We start from the raw sequence: 15,756 nt of genomic DNA on the forward strand, positions 1-15,756 counted from the left end.
TCGACTCCTTCAGGACGGACGGTGTGCCGAGGCGGGCGCGGGCCCGGTCGACTCGCGCACGGTCAGGTGGGTGGGCAGGGCGACGGCGCCGGACATGTGCTCCCCGGGCAGTTCGTCGGCGGGCAGCGCGCCGAGCCGTCCGAGCAGCATCCGGATCGCGACCCGGCCGGCGCGTTCGATCGGCGAGGTCATCGTGGTGAGCGGCGGGTTGCAGAAGTCGGCGCCGAAGATGTCGTCGCAGCCCACGATGCTCATGTCCTCGGGGACGCGGACCCCGCGCTCGCGCAGCCGGGCGAGCATCCCGATGGCGATCAGGTCGTTGAAGGCGATGCACGCGGTCGCACCGGCGTGCACGGCGGCGTCGGCGGCCGCGGCGCCGGAGTCGACGAAGGGTGCGTGCGGCCCGACCCTGGCGACGCGGATCCCCAGGCGCTTGGCGACCTGCACGAGGGCGCGCCACCGACGCTCGTTGGACCACGAGCTGTCCGGCCCGGCGACGTACAGGATCTCCCGGTGTCCCAGCGACACCAGGTGCTGCACCGCCTGCTCCACCCCGCCGGGGGTGTCGATGAGCACCGAGGGCACGCCGGTGGGCCGGCGGTTCACGACGACCAGGGGGATCCGTTCGGCGAACCGTGCGATCTGCGCATCGGACAGGCGTGACGCCGTGAGCACGACCCCGTCGGCCTTCGCCCCCACGGCGGTGAGTGCGGCCATCTCGGCGTCGGCGGACTCCTCGGTGTCGACGAGCAGCTGCGTCCAGCCGGCCCCGGCGAGCTGGTGCTGGGTGCCGCGGATGACGTCGAAGTAGAACGGGTTCGTGATGTCGGACACGAGCACGGCGACGGCGCGGGTACGGCCCGAGGTCAGCGCCCGCGCCGTCGAGTTGGCGACGTAGCCGAGCTCGCGGGCTGCCCGCTGGATGCGCTCCTGGGTGACGGGGTTGACCCGGTCGGGCAGGGACAGGGCGCGGGAGACGGTGGACGCGGCGACCCCGGTGGCGTCGGCGATGTCGCGGATGGTGACGCGATGCGCGGCACCAGCGGCGGTGCCGGCAGCACCGCCCGTGCGCCCGCTGCCGTCCGTCGAGAGGTCCTTCACGAGGCCGAACGTATTCGCGTCTGGCAACAAGTGGCAACCGGTTGCCGCATGTTGCCAACGGCGGAACAGTGGTGCCACCGAGCAGCGCCGCTCGGAGGAGGTCTCGAGGAGGAAACCCCCGTGAAGACGCGAAGACTGCAAGTCCGCACCCTCGTCGGTGCCGTCGCCGTGGTCGCCCTCGCCGCACTGTCCCTGCAGGGATGTGCCGTGGTGAACGGCAGCGGCGACGACCCGAACACCCTCCGCGTGATGATGGGCGCGGACACCACCTACCCCAAGGAACGCAAGCAGTGGCAGCGGGACACCGCCGCCGAGTTCAAGCGCACGACCGGTGCCGACATCCAGTGGGAGACCTACTCGTCCGCGCAGGAGGAGTTGACCGCGATCCAGACGAGCGTCATCTCCGGGCAGGGCCCCGACGTCTACGCGATCGGCACCACCTTCACCCCGACCGCGTACGCCACCGGTGCGTTCGTCGAGTTGGGCACGAAGGAGTGGGACGCGATCGGCGGCAAGGACCAGTTCGACCCCGCGTCGTTCGGCATCTCCGGTCCGAGTGCGTCGAAGCAGATCGGGATCCCGTTCGCCAGCCGTCCGTTCGTGATGGCGGTGAACAAGGACCTGCTCGCGAAGGCCGGCATCACCGACATGCCCACGACGTGGGACGAGCTGACCGCCGACGCGAAGGCCACCACGGGTGACGGACTCCACGGCTTGGCGATCGCCTACGCCGACGGCTTCGACCCCTGGAAGTTCGTGTGGGGGATGGCCCAGAACGCCGGCAACACGATCGTCGACGGCTCGAAGGCCGAGATCGACAGCGAAGCCGTCGAGAACGCCTACCGCACCTACTTCGACTGGGTGACGAAGGACGGTGTCGTCGACCCGGCCGCGATCGGCTGGAACAACGCCCAGGCCCTCGCGCAGTTCACCGAGGGCAAGGCGGCGTTCTTCCCGATGACGACCACCACCGCCATCAACTCGTTCCAGGACACCAAGGTCGACGGGAAGTACGAGTTCGCCCTGCTGCCGACCGTCCCGCCGGGTGCGACGGAACGGCCGTCCGACGGCATCGAGGCCGCCAGCATCCTGTCCGGCGACAACTGGGTCGTCGCCGACTACGGCACCAAACAGGAGCTGTCGTTCGCGTTCGTCAAGCAGCTCAGCGCGCCGAAGGCCCAGCTCGAGTACTACGACCTGTTCGGCAACCTGCCGACCAACGCGTCCGCCGCCGCCGACCTGGCGGCCGACAACCCGCAGCTCAAGCCGATCATCGACGCCGGCCGCCTGTCCAAGCCGACCGCGTTCACCGGCGCCTGGTCGGACATCCAGCTCGCCCTGGTCGACGTGGTCGTGCAGTCGATCCCGTCGCTGAAGTCCGGCGAGGTCACCGACGACCAGCTCCGCAAACGACTGCAGGACGCCCAGAAGGACGCCCAGGCCACCCTCGACCGTCAGAAGAACGGAGGTCTGTGATGACCAGCACACAGACCAGGCCCCGCACCGACGCGGCGCCCCCTCGACCGGTCCGTCCCGCCGGCAAGACGCCCCTCTACAAACGGGAGCGTCCACTGTGGATGCTCCTGCCCGGCGGCGTCCTCATGCTCGCCGTCATCGTGGTGCCGCTCCTGGTGGGCTTCTGGATCGCGATGCTCGACCTCGACCAGTACACGCTCCGCCAGTGGTTCAGCGCCCCGTTCGTCGGTTTCGCCAACTTCACCGAGGCGTTCACGAACTCGCCGCTGCTGCACTCCATCTGGATCTCGGTGTCGCTGTCGGTGCTCGTCACGGCCGTGACCGTACCGATCGGGGTCGCCGCCGCGATCTCGACGCAGAACCGGTTCCCCGGTCGCGGGCTCGTCCGTTCGATCTACCTGATCCCGTACGTGCTCCCCGCGTTCGTCGTCGGCACGTTCTTCCGCACGATGCTCCAGCCGCAGGGGGTCGTGAACTCGATCCTGCACACCGACGTGCTGTGGCTGAACGGCTCCGCGTCGTACTGGGCGCTCGCCGGCATGATGATCTGGACGAGCTGGCCCTTCGTCTACCTGCTGTCCCTGGCGGGGCTGCAGGCCGTGGACAACGAGGTGCACGAGGCCGCCGCGCTCGACGGGGTGACCTGGTGGGCGAAGCTGCGGTACATCATCTTCCCGTACCTGCGCGGACCCCTCAGCCTCGCGGTGATCATCTCGATCCTGCACAACATCAACAACTTCACGCTGCCGTTCGTGCTGTTCGGCATCCCGCTGCCGTCCAGCGTCGAGGTGATGCCCGTCCTGACGTACATCGCGAGCTTCCAGTCGTTCCGCTTCGGCCTGTCCGCGGCGATGGCGATCTGCTCGCTCGTGATCGTCGCGATCCCGCTGTTCGTCTACCTGCGGGCGGTCAAGCTCGACACCGGCGACGACGCCGGCCCCAACCGCAAGCAGCGTCGCGCCGACCGCGCCACGCTCGCAGCCGCCCCGACCGCCGCCGACATCGACGGAGCACGCGCATGACCACCCCGAGCACGTCCTTCAGCACCCGCACCCGCCCCACCGCGACGCTCACCGAGAGCATCACGACCGGCAACGGCGGGCGACGGAGCAAACGCCCCTACGACACCGACGTCACCCGGCTGCTGCCGCGCTGGCTGCTCGTCACCGTCATCGCGGTGATCATCGCGTTCATCGCCGTCCCGGTGCTCTACATCCTGTTCGGCTCGGTCAACTCCGACGTCGCCGTCGCCCGTGGCGAGTACTTCCCGTCGGAGTTCACGCTGTCGAACTACGTCGAGATCTGGTCCACCGTCGCCCTCGGCGAGGGACTGGTGAACTCGATGCTCACCGCCGGTGCCGTCGCCGTCGCGAGTGCCGCACTCGCCGTGTCGACGGCCTACGTGCTCGTTCGGTTCCGGTTCCTCGGGCGGCTGACCATCCTGCGTGGGCTCCTCGCCCTGCAGTCGATCCCCGGCACGCTCCTGCTCCTGCCGGTCTTCGTGGTGTTCTCGAACATCGCCAGCGCCACCGGCGTGCAGATCATCGGCACCCGCTGGGGCCTGTTCGTCACCTACCTGACCTTCGCCCTGCCGTTCTCGACGTGGGTGATGGTCACCTACCTGCGCGGTCTGCCGAAGGAACTCGAGGAAGCGGCACGCATCGACGGCGCCAGCTCGACGAAGATCCTGACGAAGATCGTGCTCCCGCTGTCGTGGCCCGGCATCGTCGTGTCCGCGATCTTCGCCTTCCTGCTCGGCTGGAACGACGTCCTGTTCTCAACGATCATGACGACCCCGAACACCCGGACGGTCGCCGTGGTCCTGCAGGTGCTCGGCACCACCCAAGAGGGCGGCGCGGTCCCGATCTACGGCCAGATGATGGCCGCCTCGATCGTCTGCGCCGTCCCCGTCGTCGCCCTTTACCTGATCTTCCAGCGCTACCTGGTCGGCGGGCTCACCGCCGGCTCCGTCAAGTAGGCCGCAACCCAGAACCGGACTGGAGGCCCGTGGCGGCCCCGCCACGCGCCTCCCGTCCGAACGAAAGGACACCATGACCGACCAGCTCAGTTGGGAACTCTCCGGTTTCGGCGACGAGATCGACGCCGACCCGGTCGTCCAGGTCGCGGTCCTCCAGGCGCTCGGTGCGAGCGCCATCGAGGTCCGCAGCGCCTGGGGCGTCAACGTCGTCGACCTCGACGAGGACCAGCTCGCCGGACTCCACCGGCTGCTCGACGAGCGCGGGCAGACCGTGTCCGCGATCGCCTCGCCGATCGGCAAGGTGCCCGTCGACGAACCCGTCGAGCACGAGGTGTCACGACTCGCCCGTGCGATCCGCGCCGCGCACGCCCTCGGCACGACGAACATCCGGATCTTCTCGTTCTACTTCGAGGGCCGCACACCCGACGACGTCCGCGACGACGTCCTCGTCCGGATGCGGGCACTGGCCGACCTCGCCGAGCGCGAAGGGGTGACCCTGCTGCACGAGAACGAGAAGGACATCTACGGCGACGTCCCCGCGCGGGTGCTCGACATCGTCGAGAGCGTCGGTTCGTCCGCGCTCCGCCTGGCCTGGGACAACGCGAACTACGTGCAGTGCGGCGTCCGGCCCTTCACCGACGGCTGGGAGCAACTCGCCCCCTACGTCGACTACCTGCAGGTCAAGGACGCCCTCGCCGCCGACTCGTCGGTGGTGCCGGCGGGCGAGGGCGACGGCGAACTGCTCCAGACCCTCACCGCGCTCCGCGACGCCGGCTACTCCGGGTACGCCTCGCTCGAGCCGCACCTCAGCGACTTCACCTCCCTCGGCGGGTTCTCCGGCCCCGCGGCCTTCGGTCGTGCCGGACGGGCCTTCCGCACCCTCACCGACCAGATCGGAGTCACCCTGCGATGACCGAACCCACCAACCCGCTCCGCCTGGCCGTCGTCGGCGCCGGTGTCATCGGACGCCACCACGCCACCGTCGCCGTGCACCACCCCGACCTGCAGGTCGTCGCCCTCGTCGACGCCGTGCCCGAAGCCGCCACGAGCGCGGCGGACGCGGTACAGGAGCTGGGTGCCGCCCGCCCGATCACGACGTCCACCATCGAGGAGGCGATCGAACAGACCGACATCGACGTCGTCGCGATCTGCTCGCCCTCGGGCATGCACGTGCAGCTGGCCGAGGCCGCCCTGGCCGCCGGCAAGCACGTCGTCATCGAGAAGCCGCTCGACACCACGATGCCCCGGGCCCGGCAGATCGCGGCGCTCGCCGCAGCCGCTCGCGACCGCGGGCTCGTCACGAGCGTCATCAGTCAGCACCGCTTCGACCCGGCGTCGGCAGCCGTCGCCCGGGCCGCGCACGACGGCGGGTTCGGCACCGTGACCTCGGGGCTCGCGAGTGTCGCGTGGTACCGGTCGCAGGGGTACTACGACTCCGGTGACTGGCGCGGCACCTGGGCGCTCGACGGCGGCGGCGCGGTGATGAACCAGGGCGTGCACACCGTCGACCTGCTCGTCTGGGCGCTCGGCCGTCCGGTCGAGATCTCGGCCCAGACCGGCCTGCTCGCGCACGACCGCATCGAGGTCGAGGACACCGCCGTCGCCACCGTCCGCTTCGCCGGCGGGGCGCTCGGGGTCGTCCACTGCACGACCGCGGCGTACCCGGGGCTCTCCGCCCGGTACGCCGTGTACGGCACGCACGGCTCCGCCATCGTCGACGACGACCGGCTCGCGTACTTCCACATCGCCCCCGACACCGCCACGCTCGAGTCCGCCGCGACGACGTCGAACGCCACCGCGGTCGCCGGTGCGGTCGATCAGAAGGACCAGGTCGTCCCACCCGAGCACGTCGTCGGCGGCCCGGCTGAACCCGACCACTTCGCCGCGGGGCACGCTCGGCAGTACACGGACATCGTCGACGCGATCCGGCAGGGACGCGAACCGGGTGTCACCGTCGACGCGGCCCTGGTCTCGCTCGCCACCGTCCGCGGGCTCTACGTCAGCGCGACGCTCGGGCAGCCCGTGCGCATCGACGACGTGATCGAGGGGAAGTACGACGACGTGGTGCCGGTCGTCGGCACACCCGCAACCGCCACCGCGACCGAAGGAGCAGTCCGATGAAGTTCTCCGTGTTCACCGCCTCCACCCCCGACTGGACCCCGTCCGTGGCCGCCGAGACCCTGGCCGCGCAGGGCTGGGACGGCATCGAGTGGCGGATCGTCGACGACCGCCCGGCCGACGGCGCCGAGGTCCCCGCCGAGCGGTCGTTCTGGGCGGGCAACGACTCGACGTGGCAGTACACCGGCATCCGCGACCGGGTCGGCGAGATCGCCCGGATCACCGACGCCGCAGGGCTCGAGTACTCGGGCATCGGTGGCTACCAGCCGGCCGCCGACCACGACGGCGTCGAGACGATGCTGCGGGTGACCAGCGAACTGGGTGCCCGGCAGGTCCGCGTCACGATGCCGAACTACCGGGCCGAGAAGGAACGCACCGGCGAGACCTACCCCCGGCTCTTCGACCGCACCCGCACCGACCTCGAGTGGGCGGCGGACCGCGCGGCCGAACTCGGCGTCAAGGTGTTGGTCGAGCTCCACCACATGACCATCACACCGTCGGCCTCGGCGGCACTGCGGTTGATCGACGGTCTCGACCCCGCACACGTCGGGGTGATCCACGACCTCGGCAACCTCGTGATCGAGGGTGACGAGGACCACCTCGCCGCGTTCGAACTGCTCGGGCCGTACCTGGCACACGCCCACGTGAAGAACGCCCGCTGGGTCGACACCGGCGACACCCGTGCCGACGGCAGTTCGATCTGGCAGCACGAGTGGGCACCCCTGCGCACCGGCCGGGCATCGGTCTCCGAGTACCTCGACGCGCTCCGCCAGGTGGGCTACGACGGGTGGGTCACGATCGAGGACTTCTCCACCGACCTGCCGCTCGAGGCCCGCACCGCCGACAACCTCGCGTACCTCCGCTCCCTCGTGCCGGTGACCGCATGACGGAGCGCCGACCGGGCATCGTGCACGTCGGGGTCGGGGCCTTCGCGCGCGCCCACCTCGCCTGGTACACCGCCCACACCACGGGGGAGCCGTGGGGCATCACCGCCTTCACCGGCCGCTCGCCCGCGGCGGCGGACGCGTTGGCCGCGCAGGACTGCCGGTACACGCTGGTCACCCGAGCCGCGTCCGGCGACGGAGCCGAGGTGGTCGACACGATCGTCGCCGCCCACCCGGGCAGCGACGACACGGCCTGGAGGCACCTGGTCGCGTCCCCCGAGACGACCATCGTCACGCTGACGGTCACCGAGCAGGGCTACCGGCCCGCTTCCGACGTGCCGGCGCGGTTGGTGGCGGGGCTCGACGCCCGCCGTGCCGCCGGCTCCGGGCGCATCGCGCTGGTCAGTCTCGACAACCTGACGCACAACGGGGAGGTCCTGCGCGGTGCCGTGCTCGACGCCGTCGCCGACGACGACCTGCGCGACTGGATCGAGGCGAACGTCGCGTTCCCGAGCTCGATGGTCGACCGGATCACCCCCGCGACCACCGACACCGACGTCGCGCACCTGTCGGAACTGCCGGGTGCGCTCGCCGGAGACCGGGTCCCCGTCGTCACCGAGCCGTTCGCCGAGTGGGTACTCGAGGACGCCTTCGCGGGGATCGACCGACCCGCGTGGCAGACGGCCGGCGTCCGGATCGTCGACGACGTCACCCCGCACGAGCAGCGGAAGCTCTGGCTGCTGAACGGCTCGCACTCGCTCCTCGCCTACCTGGGGTTGCAGCTCGGCCACGACACCGTGGCCTCGGCGATGGACGACCAGGTCTGCCGCACCGCCGTCGAGCACCTGTGGGACGAAGCCGCGCTCGAGCTCCCGCTGCCCGAGGCCGAGGTCACCGACGCCCGCGCGGCGCTGGTCGAGCGGTTCGCCAACCCGCGCATCCGGCACACCCTGCGGCAGATCGCGTCCGGCGGCTCGCAGAAGCTGCCCGTCCGTGTCGTCGACGTCGTGCGGCACCGGCTCGCCCGCGACCCCTCGGCCGGCATCGGCACCGGAGCGGCCACCGCCCTCGCCGCGTGGTGGTTGCACGTCACCCAGCAGTCCGACCTGGTGGACGACCCCGGTGCCCCCGGGCCAGACTCGGATGTGCACGACGTCCTGGCCGTCGTCGCGCCCGAACTCGACACCACCCCCGTGGTCGCCGCCGTGACAGCGGCGGCCGACGCCATCCGCACCGCCGCGGCACGCGCCCGCGAACACTCCAACGGAGGAGTCCACGCATGACCGACACGAACACCACGAACCCCGCGGCTCCGGTCCCCGGCGCCGCCGACAGCGGGCCGGCCGAGACCACCGCCGGCCGTCCGGACACCTGGGCCTCGGCGGACCGCGGGCAGCTGATCGAGCGGGCCGAGGTCATCGTGACCAGTCCGAACCGGAACTTCGTGACACTCAAGCTCACCACGGCCGACGGCGTCACCGGGCTCGGTGACGCCACCATGAACGGCCGTGAGCTCGCGGTCTCCGCCTACCTGTCCGAGCACGTCGTCCCGCTGCTCGTCAACCGTGACGCCAGCCGCATCGAGGACGCCTGGCAGTTCCTGTACCGGTCGTCGTACTGGCGCCGTGGTCCGGTCACCATGGCCGCGATCGCCGCCGTCGACATGGCCCTCTGGGACATCAAGGCGAAGGTCGCCGGCATGCCGCTGTACCAGCTGCTCGGCGGGGCATCGCGCACCGGACTCATGGCGTACGGCCACGCCTCGGGCAAGGAGCTGCCCGAGCTGTTCGACTCCATCCGCGAACACCAGGAAGAGGGCTACCGCTCGATCCGGGTGCAGACCGGTGTCCCCGGCCTCGAGTCCATCTACGGCATCGCGTCGAACAGGACCACCGAGGGCAACGCCGGCGTCCGCTACGACTTCGAGCCCGCCCAGCGCGGTGCGTACCCGGCGATGGAGGACTGGGACACCCGCGCCTACCTGCGCCACGTGCCCACCGTGTTCGAGGCCGTCCGCAACGAGTTCGGCCCCGAACTGCCGCTGCTGCACGACGGCCACCACCGGATGACCCCGCTGCAGGCCGCCAAGCTCGGCAAGTCCCTCGAGCCCTACGACCTGTTCTGGCTCGAGGACTGCACCCCCGCCGAGAACCAGGAGGCCCTGAAGCTCGTGCGGCAGCACACCACGACGCCGCTGGCGATCGGCGAGGTCTTCAACACCATCTGGGACTTCAAGGACATCATCCGCGACCAGCTCATCGACTACGTCCGCGGGGCCGTGACACACATGGGCGGCGTCACCCCGCTCAAGAAGACGATGGAGTACGCGGCGCTCTACCAGGTCAAGTCCGGGTTCCACGGACCGACCGACATCTCCCCGGTGGGCCTCGCCGCGCAGATGCACCTCGGGCTCGCGATCCACAACTTCGGCATCCAGGAGTACATGCAGCACGGCCCGCAGACCAACCAGGTGTTCCACCAGACGTTCACGTTCACCGACGGCTACCTGCACCCGGGTGACGAGCCGGGCCTCGGGGTCAGCCTCGACGTCGACGAAGCCGGCAAGTACCCCTACGAGCAGGCGTACCTGCCGTTCAACCGCCTGGCCGACGGCACCGTCCACGACTGGTAGCGGCGGGCAGGCCATCCGGCGGGCAGGCCATCCGGCGGGCAGGCCATCCGGCGGGCAGGGTGCTGAGCGGGCACAGTGGTGACATGGAGTTCGCGGACGTCGCCAGGGAGCTGCTGCTCGTCGCGCCGCAGGACTTCGTCGCCGAGCGCACCGCACGAGCGCGCGCGGTGCGGAAGGACGACCGTGCCCTCGCCACGGCGATCGGGAAGCTCCGGAAGCCCGCCCCGGCGGCCTGGGTGATCGACCTGCTCGCCCGCGACGGCGCCCTCGACGACGCCGTCGACCTCGGACCGGCGCTCCGCAAGGCCCAGGCCGACGCCGACCCCGACGCGATCCGGACCCTCCGTCGGCAGCGCGCCGAGGTCGTCGACGCCCTCGCCCAGGCCGGTGCGGACCTGGCGTCCGACGCCGGACACCCCGTCACCCCGGCGGTGCTCGAGCAGGTCCGGTCGACGATCGAGGCGGCGATGGCGGACCCGCACGCCGGCGCGGCCGTCCGGTCGGGGCTGCTCGTGACGGCGCTCGAGAGCGTGGGGTTCGACGCGGTCGACCTCGACGGGGCGCTCGCGGATCCGGACGCGGTCCCCGATGCCTGGTCCGGCAGCGATGCCCCGCCCATCCCCATCTCCCAGGCGAGGGGTGCGCGGAGGGCGAGCCGTGCCTCCAGGCCCGCGCAGCGCGACGCTCCGGAACCGGACGCCGAACCCGAACCGAAGCGCGACCCGGCCGCCGACCGGAAGGCCGCGCGCCAGGCCGAGACCGCAGCGCGCACGGAGTCCCGCGATGCCGACGCAGCACTCGACACCGCCGAGGCCGATCTCGAACAGGCGGAGGAGCGCCGCGCGGAGCTCCAGCGTGCCCTCGAGCAGGCCGAGGCCGAGATCACCCGGCTCGAGGCAGCCCGCGACGAGGCCGAGGCGGCGAGCGACCGGGCGCGAGACGTCCTCCGCGCCGCGCAGGAGCACCGTCGGAAGGTCGGTCGCTGAGCCGTCCGGTCGGACCTCATCACCTCGGATGAAAAGCTGCCGCACGGCTCGGTCCCCGTCCGGCGCGGCCCATACGCTCGCGTCATGACCTCCCTCCTCCGCCGGTACCGGCACCTGCTGGCCCCCGCCGCCGGCGCCGTGTACCTCGTGCTCTGGATCGTCGCCGAGGCCGGACGTGCGGGGCTCGCCGACCACGTCGTGGTGGTGTCGGCCCTCGCCGTCGCCATCGGCCTCTCCGCGTGGATGCCCGCGACCGCGCTCGGACTGGTCGTCGGCATCCCGCTCCTGCAGGCGGCCCGGCTGCTGACCCGGCCGACCGACACGACCTGGCCGGAGTACCTGGCGATCGCGATCGTCGTCGGCGTCGTCGGCGCCGGTCGGTCCGACCTGCTTCGCTACCTGGCGGTCCCCGTGCTCCTGCTCGCGAGTGCGGCGGCCGCCTGGGCGATGGCGGTCCCGACCGCTGCCGACCAGGACGTCTGGGGCAGCTGGGTGGGGAACTCCGGCGGGACCCGGTCCGACCTCGTCACGATCACCTTCGCGTTCGTCGGGGTCAGCGGTGTCACCTGGGCGGTCGGTGTGGCCATCGGTGCCGCGTGGCGGATCGGCCTCGCCCGGGTCCGGGTGATCGAGGCGCAACGCCGCACCGAGGTGACCACGACCGAGCTCCGGGCCGAGCAGGAACGCGCACGGATCGCCCGCGACGTGCACGACTCGCTCGCCCACTCACTGGCGGTCGTCGTGTCCCAGGCCCAGGGTGCCGCGGCCATCGCCGTGCGGGACGAACACGCCGCCCGGGCGCTGCAGGACATCGCCGACGTGAGCCGCTCGGCACTGGGTGACGTCCGGGCGCTGGTGGAACGCATCCAGGCGAGTGACGACGCCGACCGCCACGGGCTGCCCGACGTCCCCGACCTGGTCGAGGACATGCGGGAGCTCGGGATGACCGCGACGTTCGAGGAGTACGGCGCCGGGCTCCTGCCCGCGGGCAGTGCCAGTGCGCTGCACCGGATCGTGCAGGAGAGCCTGACGAACGTGCTGAAGCACCAGGGGCGGACAGCGACGGCCCGGGTGGCGCTCGACTGGCGCGGTCCGGGGCTGGGCGTCGTCGTGACGTCGCGGGGGAGTGAACCCCTCGTCGAGCTCGACGGTGTCGGGTCCGGTGTCGCCGGGATGCAGGAGCGTGCCCGACTGTCCGGCGGCTGGCTGCGTGCCGGTGTCGGCGACACCCCGGACGAGTGGGTCGTCACCGCGTGGCTGCCGACGACCGTCGCCGTGCCGACCACGGCGACGGCCGACACCGACAACGACACCGTCCTGCCGGAGCACGTCCGATGAGCGCCGTCCGCGTCGCCGTCGTCGACGATCAGCGACTGTTCGCCACCGGGATGCAGATGCTCGTCGATGCCCAGGACGACATGACCTGTGTCGGGGCCGCCGGCGACGGTGCCGCCGCCCTTGAGCTCTGCGCCGCCGAACACCCCGACGTACTGCTGCTCGACCTGCGGATGCCGGTCATGAACGGCATCGAGACCCTGACGCGTCTCGTCGCCTCGACCCAGGACCGCCCACGGGTCGTCGCGCTCACGACCATCCGCCGCGACGATGCCGTGCTCGCCGCACTCCGCGCCGGCGCCGCCGCGTTCCTGACGAAGGACGCCCTGCCCGAGGTCGTCATCGCGACCATCCGCGACGTGCACGCCGGCCGACCGGCTCCGACCGAAGCCGAGGCGCTCGACCTGCTGCGCGCGCAGGGCACCCCGGCCGTGACCGACCGACGCGACGAGGTCCTCGACGCGCTGACGGCCCGCGAGCGCGAGGTATTCCTGCTCGTCGCGAAGGGGCTGAGCAACGCGGAGATCGCCGAATCGGTCTTCCTGAGCGACGCCACCGTGAAGACCCACGTCCGCGCCGTCCTGACGAAGCTCGGACTCCGGAACCGGATCCAGGTCGTCATCACCGCACACGAACGCGGCCTCGTCCGCGCCTAGGGGGAACCATGCAGATCACGAACCGCGTCGCGAAGACCGGCACCCTCGTCGTCGTCCTCGCCGGGCTGGCCGCCGCCGTCATCCACGGCCTGCCCGAACGCGCCGACGTCGCGGTCGCACCCACCGTCGAACAGGACAGCACGGCGTGGGCGATGCCGCTCGACGCCTTCGTCGCACCGGCCTCGTCGAAGACCGCGTACGCGGAGGACCTCGTGGCCCAGCCCTGCCTGCGGAAGGCCGGCATCGACGACCCGGCTCCCTGGGCGACCGCGACCGGGCTGCAGGCCGACGACGACGCGGCCGACACCGCCACTCGGGCGAACCCCTCACCCGCACTCGCGACCACCCGGCCCCTCACCGCGGCGCTCGCCGAGACCCGCGGTTACCACGGGCCGTCCGCCGCCGGTGCGAACCACGAGGGCATGCGGCAGTGGGGGTACGACCCGGACCGCCAGGCCGCGTTCGCCGCGCTCCCGGACGACGTGGCCGCCCGCTGCTGGAACGCAGCCCGGAGGACCCTCGGCACCACGCTCCGTGGCACCGAGCAGACCGCGTCCGAACTGGCCCAGCGCCTGACGTACCTGGCGGCGCTGGACGCACGCCAGGACGACCCTGTCCGCACGGCCGCGGCCGGGTGGCGCACCTGCATGGCGCCGTCCGGTGTGCCGGACCTGCCGGCGGGTCCGGAGGGCATGCCGACCCCCTCGATGCACGTCAGCGCCCGTGACGGCGACCGGGTCGTCCTGTTCTCGGACGATCCGGGGAAGGCCGAGGTCGCCGTCGCCGAACGGGACGTCGCGTGCCAGGAGTCGTCCGGCTACCGCGGCGCGCTGTACGCGGCGGAGTGGGAACGGCTGCTGCACGTCACCGCGACCGACGCGGCCGCGCTCCGGAAGGGCTCGACGCGGCAGCCGCAGGTGGACGCCCGCCTCGACCGTGTGATCGCGCGGCTCGCCCCGGCGGTACCGACGGACGTCGACTGACGCGGCGTTCGCGGGGAGCGGTCCTGGCGGGAGCGCCCCGCGCCCGCCGCGTGGGGACGACGGACGGGAGGCCCGTGGCGGGACCGCCACGGGCCTCCCGTCCGTCCCGGCGCACGTCCGGATCGTGACGTGCGACACGCCCGGACGGTGCTGCTAGACTCGGTGACTGACTTCGGCGAGGGCTGCGCACGCGCGGCCGTGATCGACGCGGTGGGATACCCGGCAAGACCCTGGGATCGTTCCTCACGCGTGCACGCGTTCGAGTTGCAACACCACAGACCCCCACGATGCCGGCACCCCGGCGTCGTCCACGACACCAGGAGGCACCATGGCCGACTACACCAAGCTCGCAGCGGAAGTCCGCACCAAGTTCGGCAAGGGCGCTGCTCGCAAGCTCCGCGCGGCCGACAAGATCCCCGCGGTCGTCTACGGTCACGGCACCGAGCCGATGCACATCTCGCTGCCCGGTCACGAGACCATGCTGCTCGTCCGTACCGCCAACGCGGTCGTCGACCTCGACATCGAGGGTGCTGCGCAGCTCGCCCTCGTCAAGGACGTCCAGCGTGACCCGGTGCGCCAGATCATCGAGCACATCGACCTCGTGGTCCTCCGCCGCGGCGAGAAGGTCACGGTCGACGTGCCCGTCGTCATCGAGGGCGAGTCCTTCTCCGGCACCATCCACGTGCAGGACCTCAACACGATCTCGCTGCTCGTGCTCGCCACCGACATCCCGGAGCACGTCTCCGTGAACGTCGAGGGCCTCGAGGACGGCGTGCAGATCCACGCTTCGCAGCTCGAGCTCCCCGAGGGCGCCGAGCTCGAGACCGACCCCGAGGCGCTGGTCGTCGCGATCGTCACCCCGCGTGGCACCGCTGACGACGACGCCGCGGACGAGGCCTCGGCCGAGGCCGGCGCCGAGTCGGGTGCCGAGGGCTCCGCGGACTCCGAGTAACACCCCTTCGAAGACATCTGGTCGACGCTGTGACGGATCACATCCTCGTCGTGGTCGGGCTCGGGAACCCCGGGCCCGACTACGCCGGCAACCGCCACAACGTCGGCCAGATGGTCCTCGACGAACTCGCCTCCCGCATGGGAGCGACGTTCAAGAAGCACAAGACGCCGAACCAGGTCGCCGAGGGGCGCCTGGTGCCCGGCGGCACACGACTCGTGCTGGCGAAGCCCGGGTCGTTCATGAACACCTCGGGCGGACCGGTCTCCTCGGTGCTCGGGTTCTACAGCGCCACCCCGGCCGACCTCGTCGTCGTGCACGACGAGCTCGACCTGCCGTTCGACACCGTCCGCCTGAAGGGCAACGGCGGCCACGGCGGGCACAACGGGCTGCGCGACATCATCAAGGCCACCGGCACGAACGAGTTCATGCGCGTCCGGGTCGGCATCGGACGTCCGCCCGGTCGGCAGGACCCGGCCGACTACGTGCTGCGTGACTTCTCCGCAGCCGAGAAGAAGACGCTGCCGATCCTGCTGGCCGACGCCGCCGACGCGGTACAGGCGATCGCCGAGGTCGGGCTGCTCGCCGCACAGCAGCGCGTGCACGCTCCGTCCTGAGCACTCGGCGCTGTTCGCCCGTCGCGCACGCCGCTGCCGGT

Annotated in this window: 15 protein-coding genes; 14 read left to right on the forward strand and 1 reads right to left on the reverse strand. The window is 71.5% G+C overall.

The genetic code is table 11. The annotated features are described in order from the left end of the window. Nucleotides 1-9 precede the first annotated feature (9 nt). The gene (locus tag DEI85_RS03710) at nucleotides 10-1,101 is read right to left on the reverse strand and encodes a LacI family DNA-binding transcriptional regulator (RefSeq protein WP_181430116.1); all 1,092 of its coding nucleotides are present in this window, start codon (nucleotides 1,099-1,101) and stop codon (nucleotides 10-12) included. 120 nt (nucleotides 1,102-1,221) lie between these two features. Between DEI85_RS03710 and DEI85_RS03715 the strand changes: the two genes are divergently transcribed. The 14 genes from DEI85_RS03715 (at nucleotide 1,222) to pth (ending at nucleotide 15,715) form a co-directional block, all read left to right on the forward strand. Then, entirely contained in the window at nucleotides 1,222-2,577 is a 1,356-nt protein-coding gene (locus DEI85_RS03715) for an ABC transporter substrate-binding protein (RefSeq protein ID WP_181436343.1), read from the forward strand. Next, nucleotides 2,577-3,599, forward strand: a complete 1,023-nt coding sequence (locus DEI85_RS03720) for a carbohydrate ABC transporter permease (RefSeq protein ID WP_111123409.1) — start codon at nucleotides 2,577-2,579, stop codon at nucleotides 3,597-3,599. Before DEI85_RS03715 ends, DEI85_RS03720 begins: the two co-directional genes overlap by 1 nt. Further along, complete coding sequence (locus DEI85_RS03725) at nucleotides 3,596-4,555, forward strand: carbohydrate ABC transporter permease (protein ID WP_220032947.1); 960 nt, start codon at nucleotides 3,596-3,598, stop codon at nucleotides 4,553-4,555. The genes DEI85_RS03720 and DEI85_RS03725 overlap by 4 nt, the downstream gene beginning before the upstream one ends. Nucleotides 4,556-4,628: 73 nt before the next feature. Further along, nucleotides 4,629-5,468 carry a sugar phosphate isomerase/epimerase family protein gene (locus DEI85_RS03730; RefSeq protein ID WP_111090679.1) on the forward strand — a complete coding sequence of 280 codons (840 nt, stop codon included), beginning with the start codon at nucleotides 4,629-4,631 and terminating at the stop codon, nucleotides 5,466-5,468. Next, entirely contained in the window at nucleotides 5,465-6,676 is a 1,212-nt protein-coding gene (locus tag DEI85_RS03735; protein ID WP_110860747.1) for a Gfo/Idh/MocA family oxidoreductase, read from the forward strand. Before DEI85_RS03730 ends, DEI85_RS03735 begins: the two co-directional genes overlap by 4 nt. Next, nucleotides 6,673-7,560 (forward strand): sugar phosphate isomerase/epimerase family protein, encoded by an 888-nt coding sequence (locus DEI85_RS03740; RefSeq protein ID WP_111123408.1) that lies wholly within the window; start codon nucleotides 6,673-6,675, stop codon nucleotides 7,558-7,560. The genes DEI85_RS03735 and DEI85_RS03740 overlap by 4 nt, the downstream gene beginning before the upstream one ends. Next, nucleotides 7,557-8,840 (forward strand): mannitol dehydrogenase family protein, encoded by a 1,284-nt coding sequence (locus DEI85_RS03745; RefSeq protein WP_111123407.1) that lies wholly within the window; start codon nucleotides 7,557-7,559, stop codon nucleotides 8,838-8,840. Before DEI85_RS03740 ends, DEI85_RS03745 begins: the two co-directional genes overlap by 4 nt. Next, nucleotides 8,837-10,189, forward strand: coding sequence for a D-mannonate dehydratase ManD (manD, locus tag DEI85_RS03750; RefSeq protein ID WP_258376335.1), 1,353 nt, complete (start codon nucleotides 8,837-8,839; stop codon nucleotides 10,187-10,189). The genes DEI85_RS03745 and manD overlap by 4 nt, the downstream gene beginning before the upstream one ends. A gap of 83 nt (nucleotides 10,190-10,272) precedes the next feature. Next, nucleotides 10,273-11,175 (forward strand): hypothetical protein, encoded by a 903-nt coding sequence (locus DEI85_RS03755; protein ID WP_111123406.1) that lies wholly within the window; start codon nucleotides 10,273-10,275, stop codon nucleotides 11,173-11,175. Between the two features lie 84 nt (nucleotides 11,176-11,259). Next, nucleotides 11,260-12,513: a sensor histidine kinase gene (locus DEI85_RS03760; RefSeq protein WP_111123405.1), complete on the forward strand. Its 1,254-nt coding sequence runs from the start codon at nucleotides 11,260-11,262 to the stop codon at nucleotides 12,511-12,513. Then, nucleotides 12,510-13,166, forward strand: coding sequence for a response regulator transcription factor (locus tag DEI85_RS03765; protein WP_110860737.1), 657 nt, complete (start codon nucleotides 12,510-12,512; stop codon nucleotides 13,164-13,166). The genes DEI85_RS03760 and DEI85_RS03765 overlap by 4 nt, the downstream gene beginning before the upstream one ends. An 8-nt stretch (nucleotides 13,167-13,174) precedes the next feature. Further along, nucleotides 13,175-14,149: a hypothetical protein gene (locus DEI85_RS03770; RefSeq protein ID WP_111123404.1), complete on the forward strand. Its 975-nt coding sequence runs from the start codon at nucleotides 13,175-13,177 to the stop codon at nucleotides 14,147-14,149. A 328-nt stretch (nucleotides 14,150-14,477) separates the two neighbouring features. Next, nucleotides 14,478-15,101, forward strand: coding sequence for a 50S ribosomal protein L25/general stress protein Ctc (locus DEI85_RS03775; protein WP_110860733.1), 624 nt, complete (start codon nucleotides 14,478-14,480; stop codon nucleotides 15,099-15,101). A gap of 29 nt (nucleotides 15,102-15,130) precedes the next feature. Beyond that, nucleotides 15,131-15,715 (forward strand): aminoacyl-tRNA hydrolase, encoded by a 585-nt coding sequence (gene pth, locus DEI85_RS03780; protein WP_110860731.1) that lies wholly within the window; start codon nucleotides 15,131-15,133, stop codon nucleotides 15,713-15,715. The last annotated feature ends 41 nt before the right edge of the window (nucleotides 15,716-15,756 follow it).

It is taken from the genome of Curtobacterium sp. MCBD17_026, assembly GCF_003234895.2.
Lineage (GTDB): Bacteria > Actinomycetota > Actinomycetes > Actinomycetales > Microbacteriaceae > Curtobacterium > Curtobacterium flaccumfaciens.

Bases quoted from the DNA above. Each gene is read 5' to 3' on its own strand.
- DEI85_RS03745 (WP_111123407.1), top strand. From the start codon at position 7,557: ATGACGGAGCGCCGACCGGGCATCGTGCACGTCGGGGTCGGGGCCTTC.
- DEI85_RS03755 (WP_111123406.1), top strand. From the start codon at position 10,273: ATGGAGTTCGCGGACGTCGCCAGGGAGCTGCTGCTCGTCGCGCCGCAG.
- DEI85_RS03760 (WP_111123405.1), top strand. From the start codon at position 11,260: ATGACCTCCCTCCTCCGCCGGTACCGGCACCTGCTGGCCCCCGCCGCC.
- DEI85_RS03765 (WP_110860737.1), top strand. From the start codon at position 12,510: ATGAGCGCCGTCCGCGTCGCCGTCGTCGACGATCAGCGACTGTTCGCC.
- DEI85_RS03775 (WP_110860733.1), top strand. From the start codon at position 14,478: ATGGCCGACTACACCAAGCTCGCAGCGGAAGTCCGCACCAAGTTCGGC.
- DEI85_RS03770 (WP_111123404.1), top strand. From the start codon at position 13,175: ATGCAGATCACGAACCGCGTCGCGAAGACCGGCACCCTCGTCGTCGTC.
- DEI85_RS03735 (WP_110860747.1), top strand. From the start codon at position 5,465: ATGACCGAACCCACCAACCCGCTCCGCCTGGCCGTCGTCGGCGCCGGT.
- DEI85_RS03725 (WP_220032947.1), top strand. From the start codon at position 3,596: ATGACCACCCCGAGCACGTCCTTCAGCACCCGCACCCGCCCCACCGCG.
- DEI85_RS03730 (WP_111090679.1), top strand. From the start codon at position 4,629: ATGACCGACCAGCTCAGTTGGGAACTCTCCGGTTTCGGCGACGAGATC.
- manD (WP_258376335.1), top strand. From the start codon at position 8,837: ATGACCGACACGAACACCACGAACCCCGCGGCTCCGGTCCCCGGCGCC.
- DEI85_RS03740 (WP_111123408.1), top strand. From the start codon at position 6,673: ATGAAGTTCTCCGTGTTCACCGCCTCCACCCCCGACTGGACCCCGTCC.
- DEI85_RS03720 (WP_111123409.1), top strand. From the start codon at position 2,577: ATGACCAGCACACAGACCAGGCCCCGCACCGACGCGGCGCCCCCTCGA.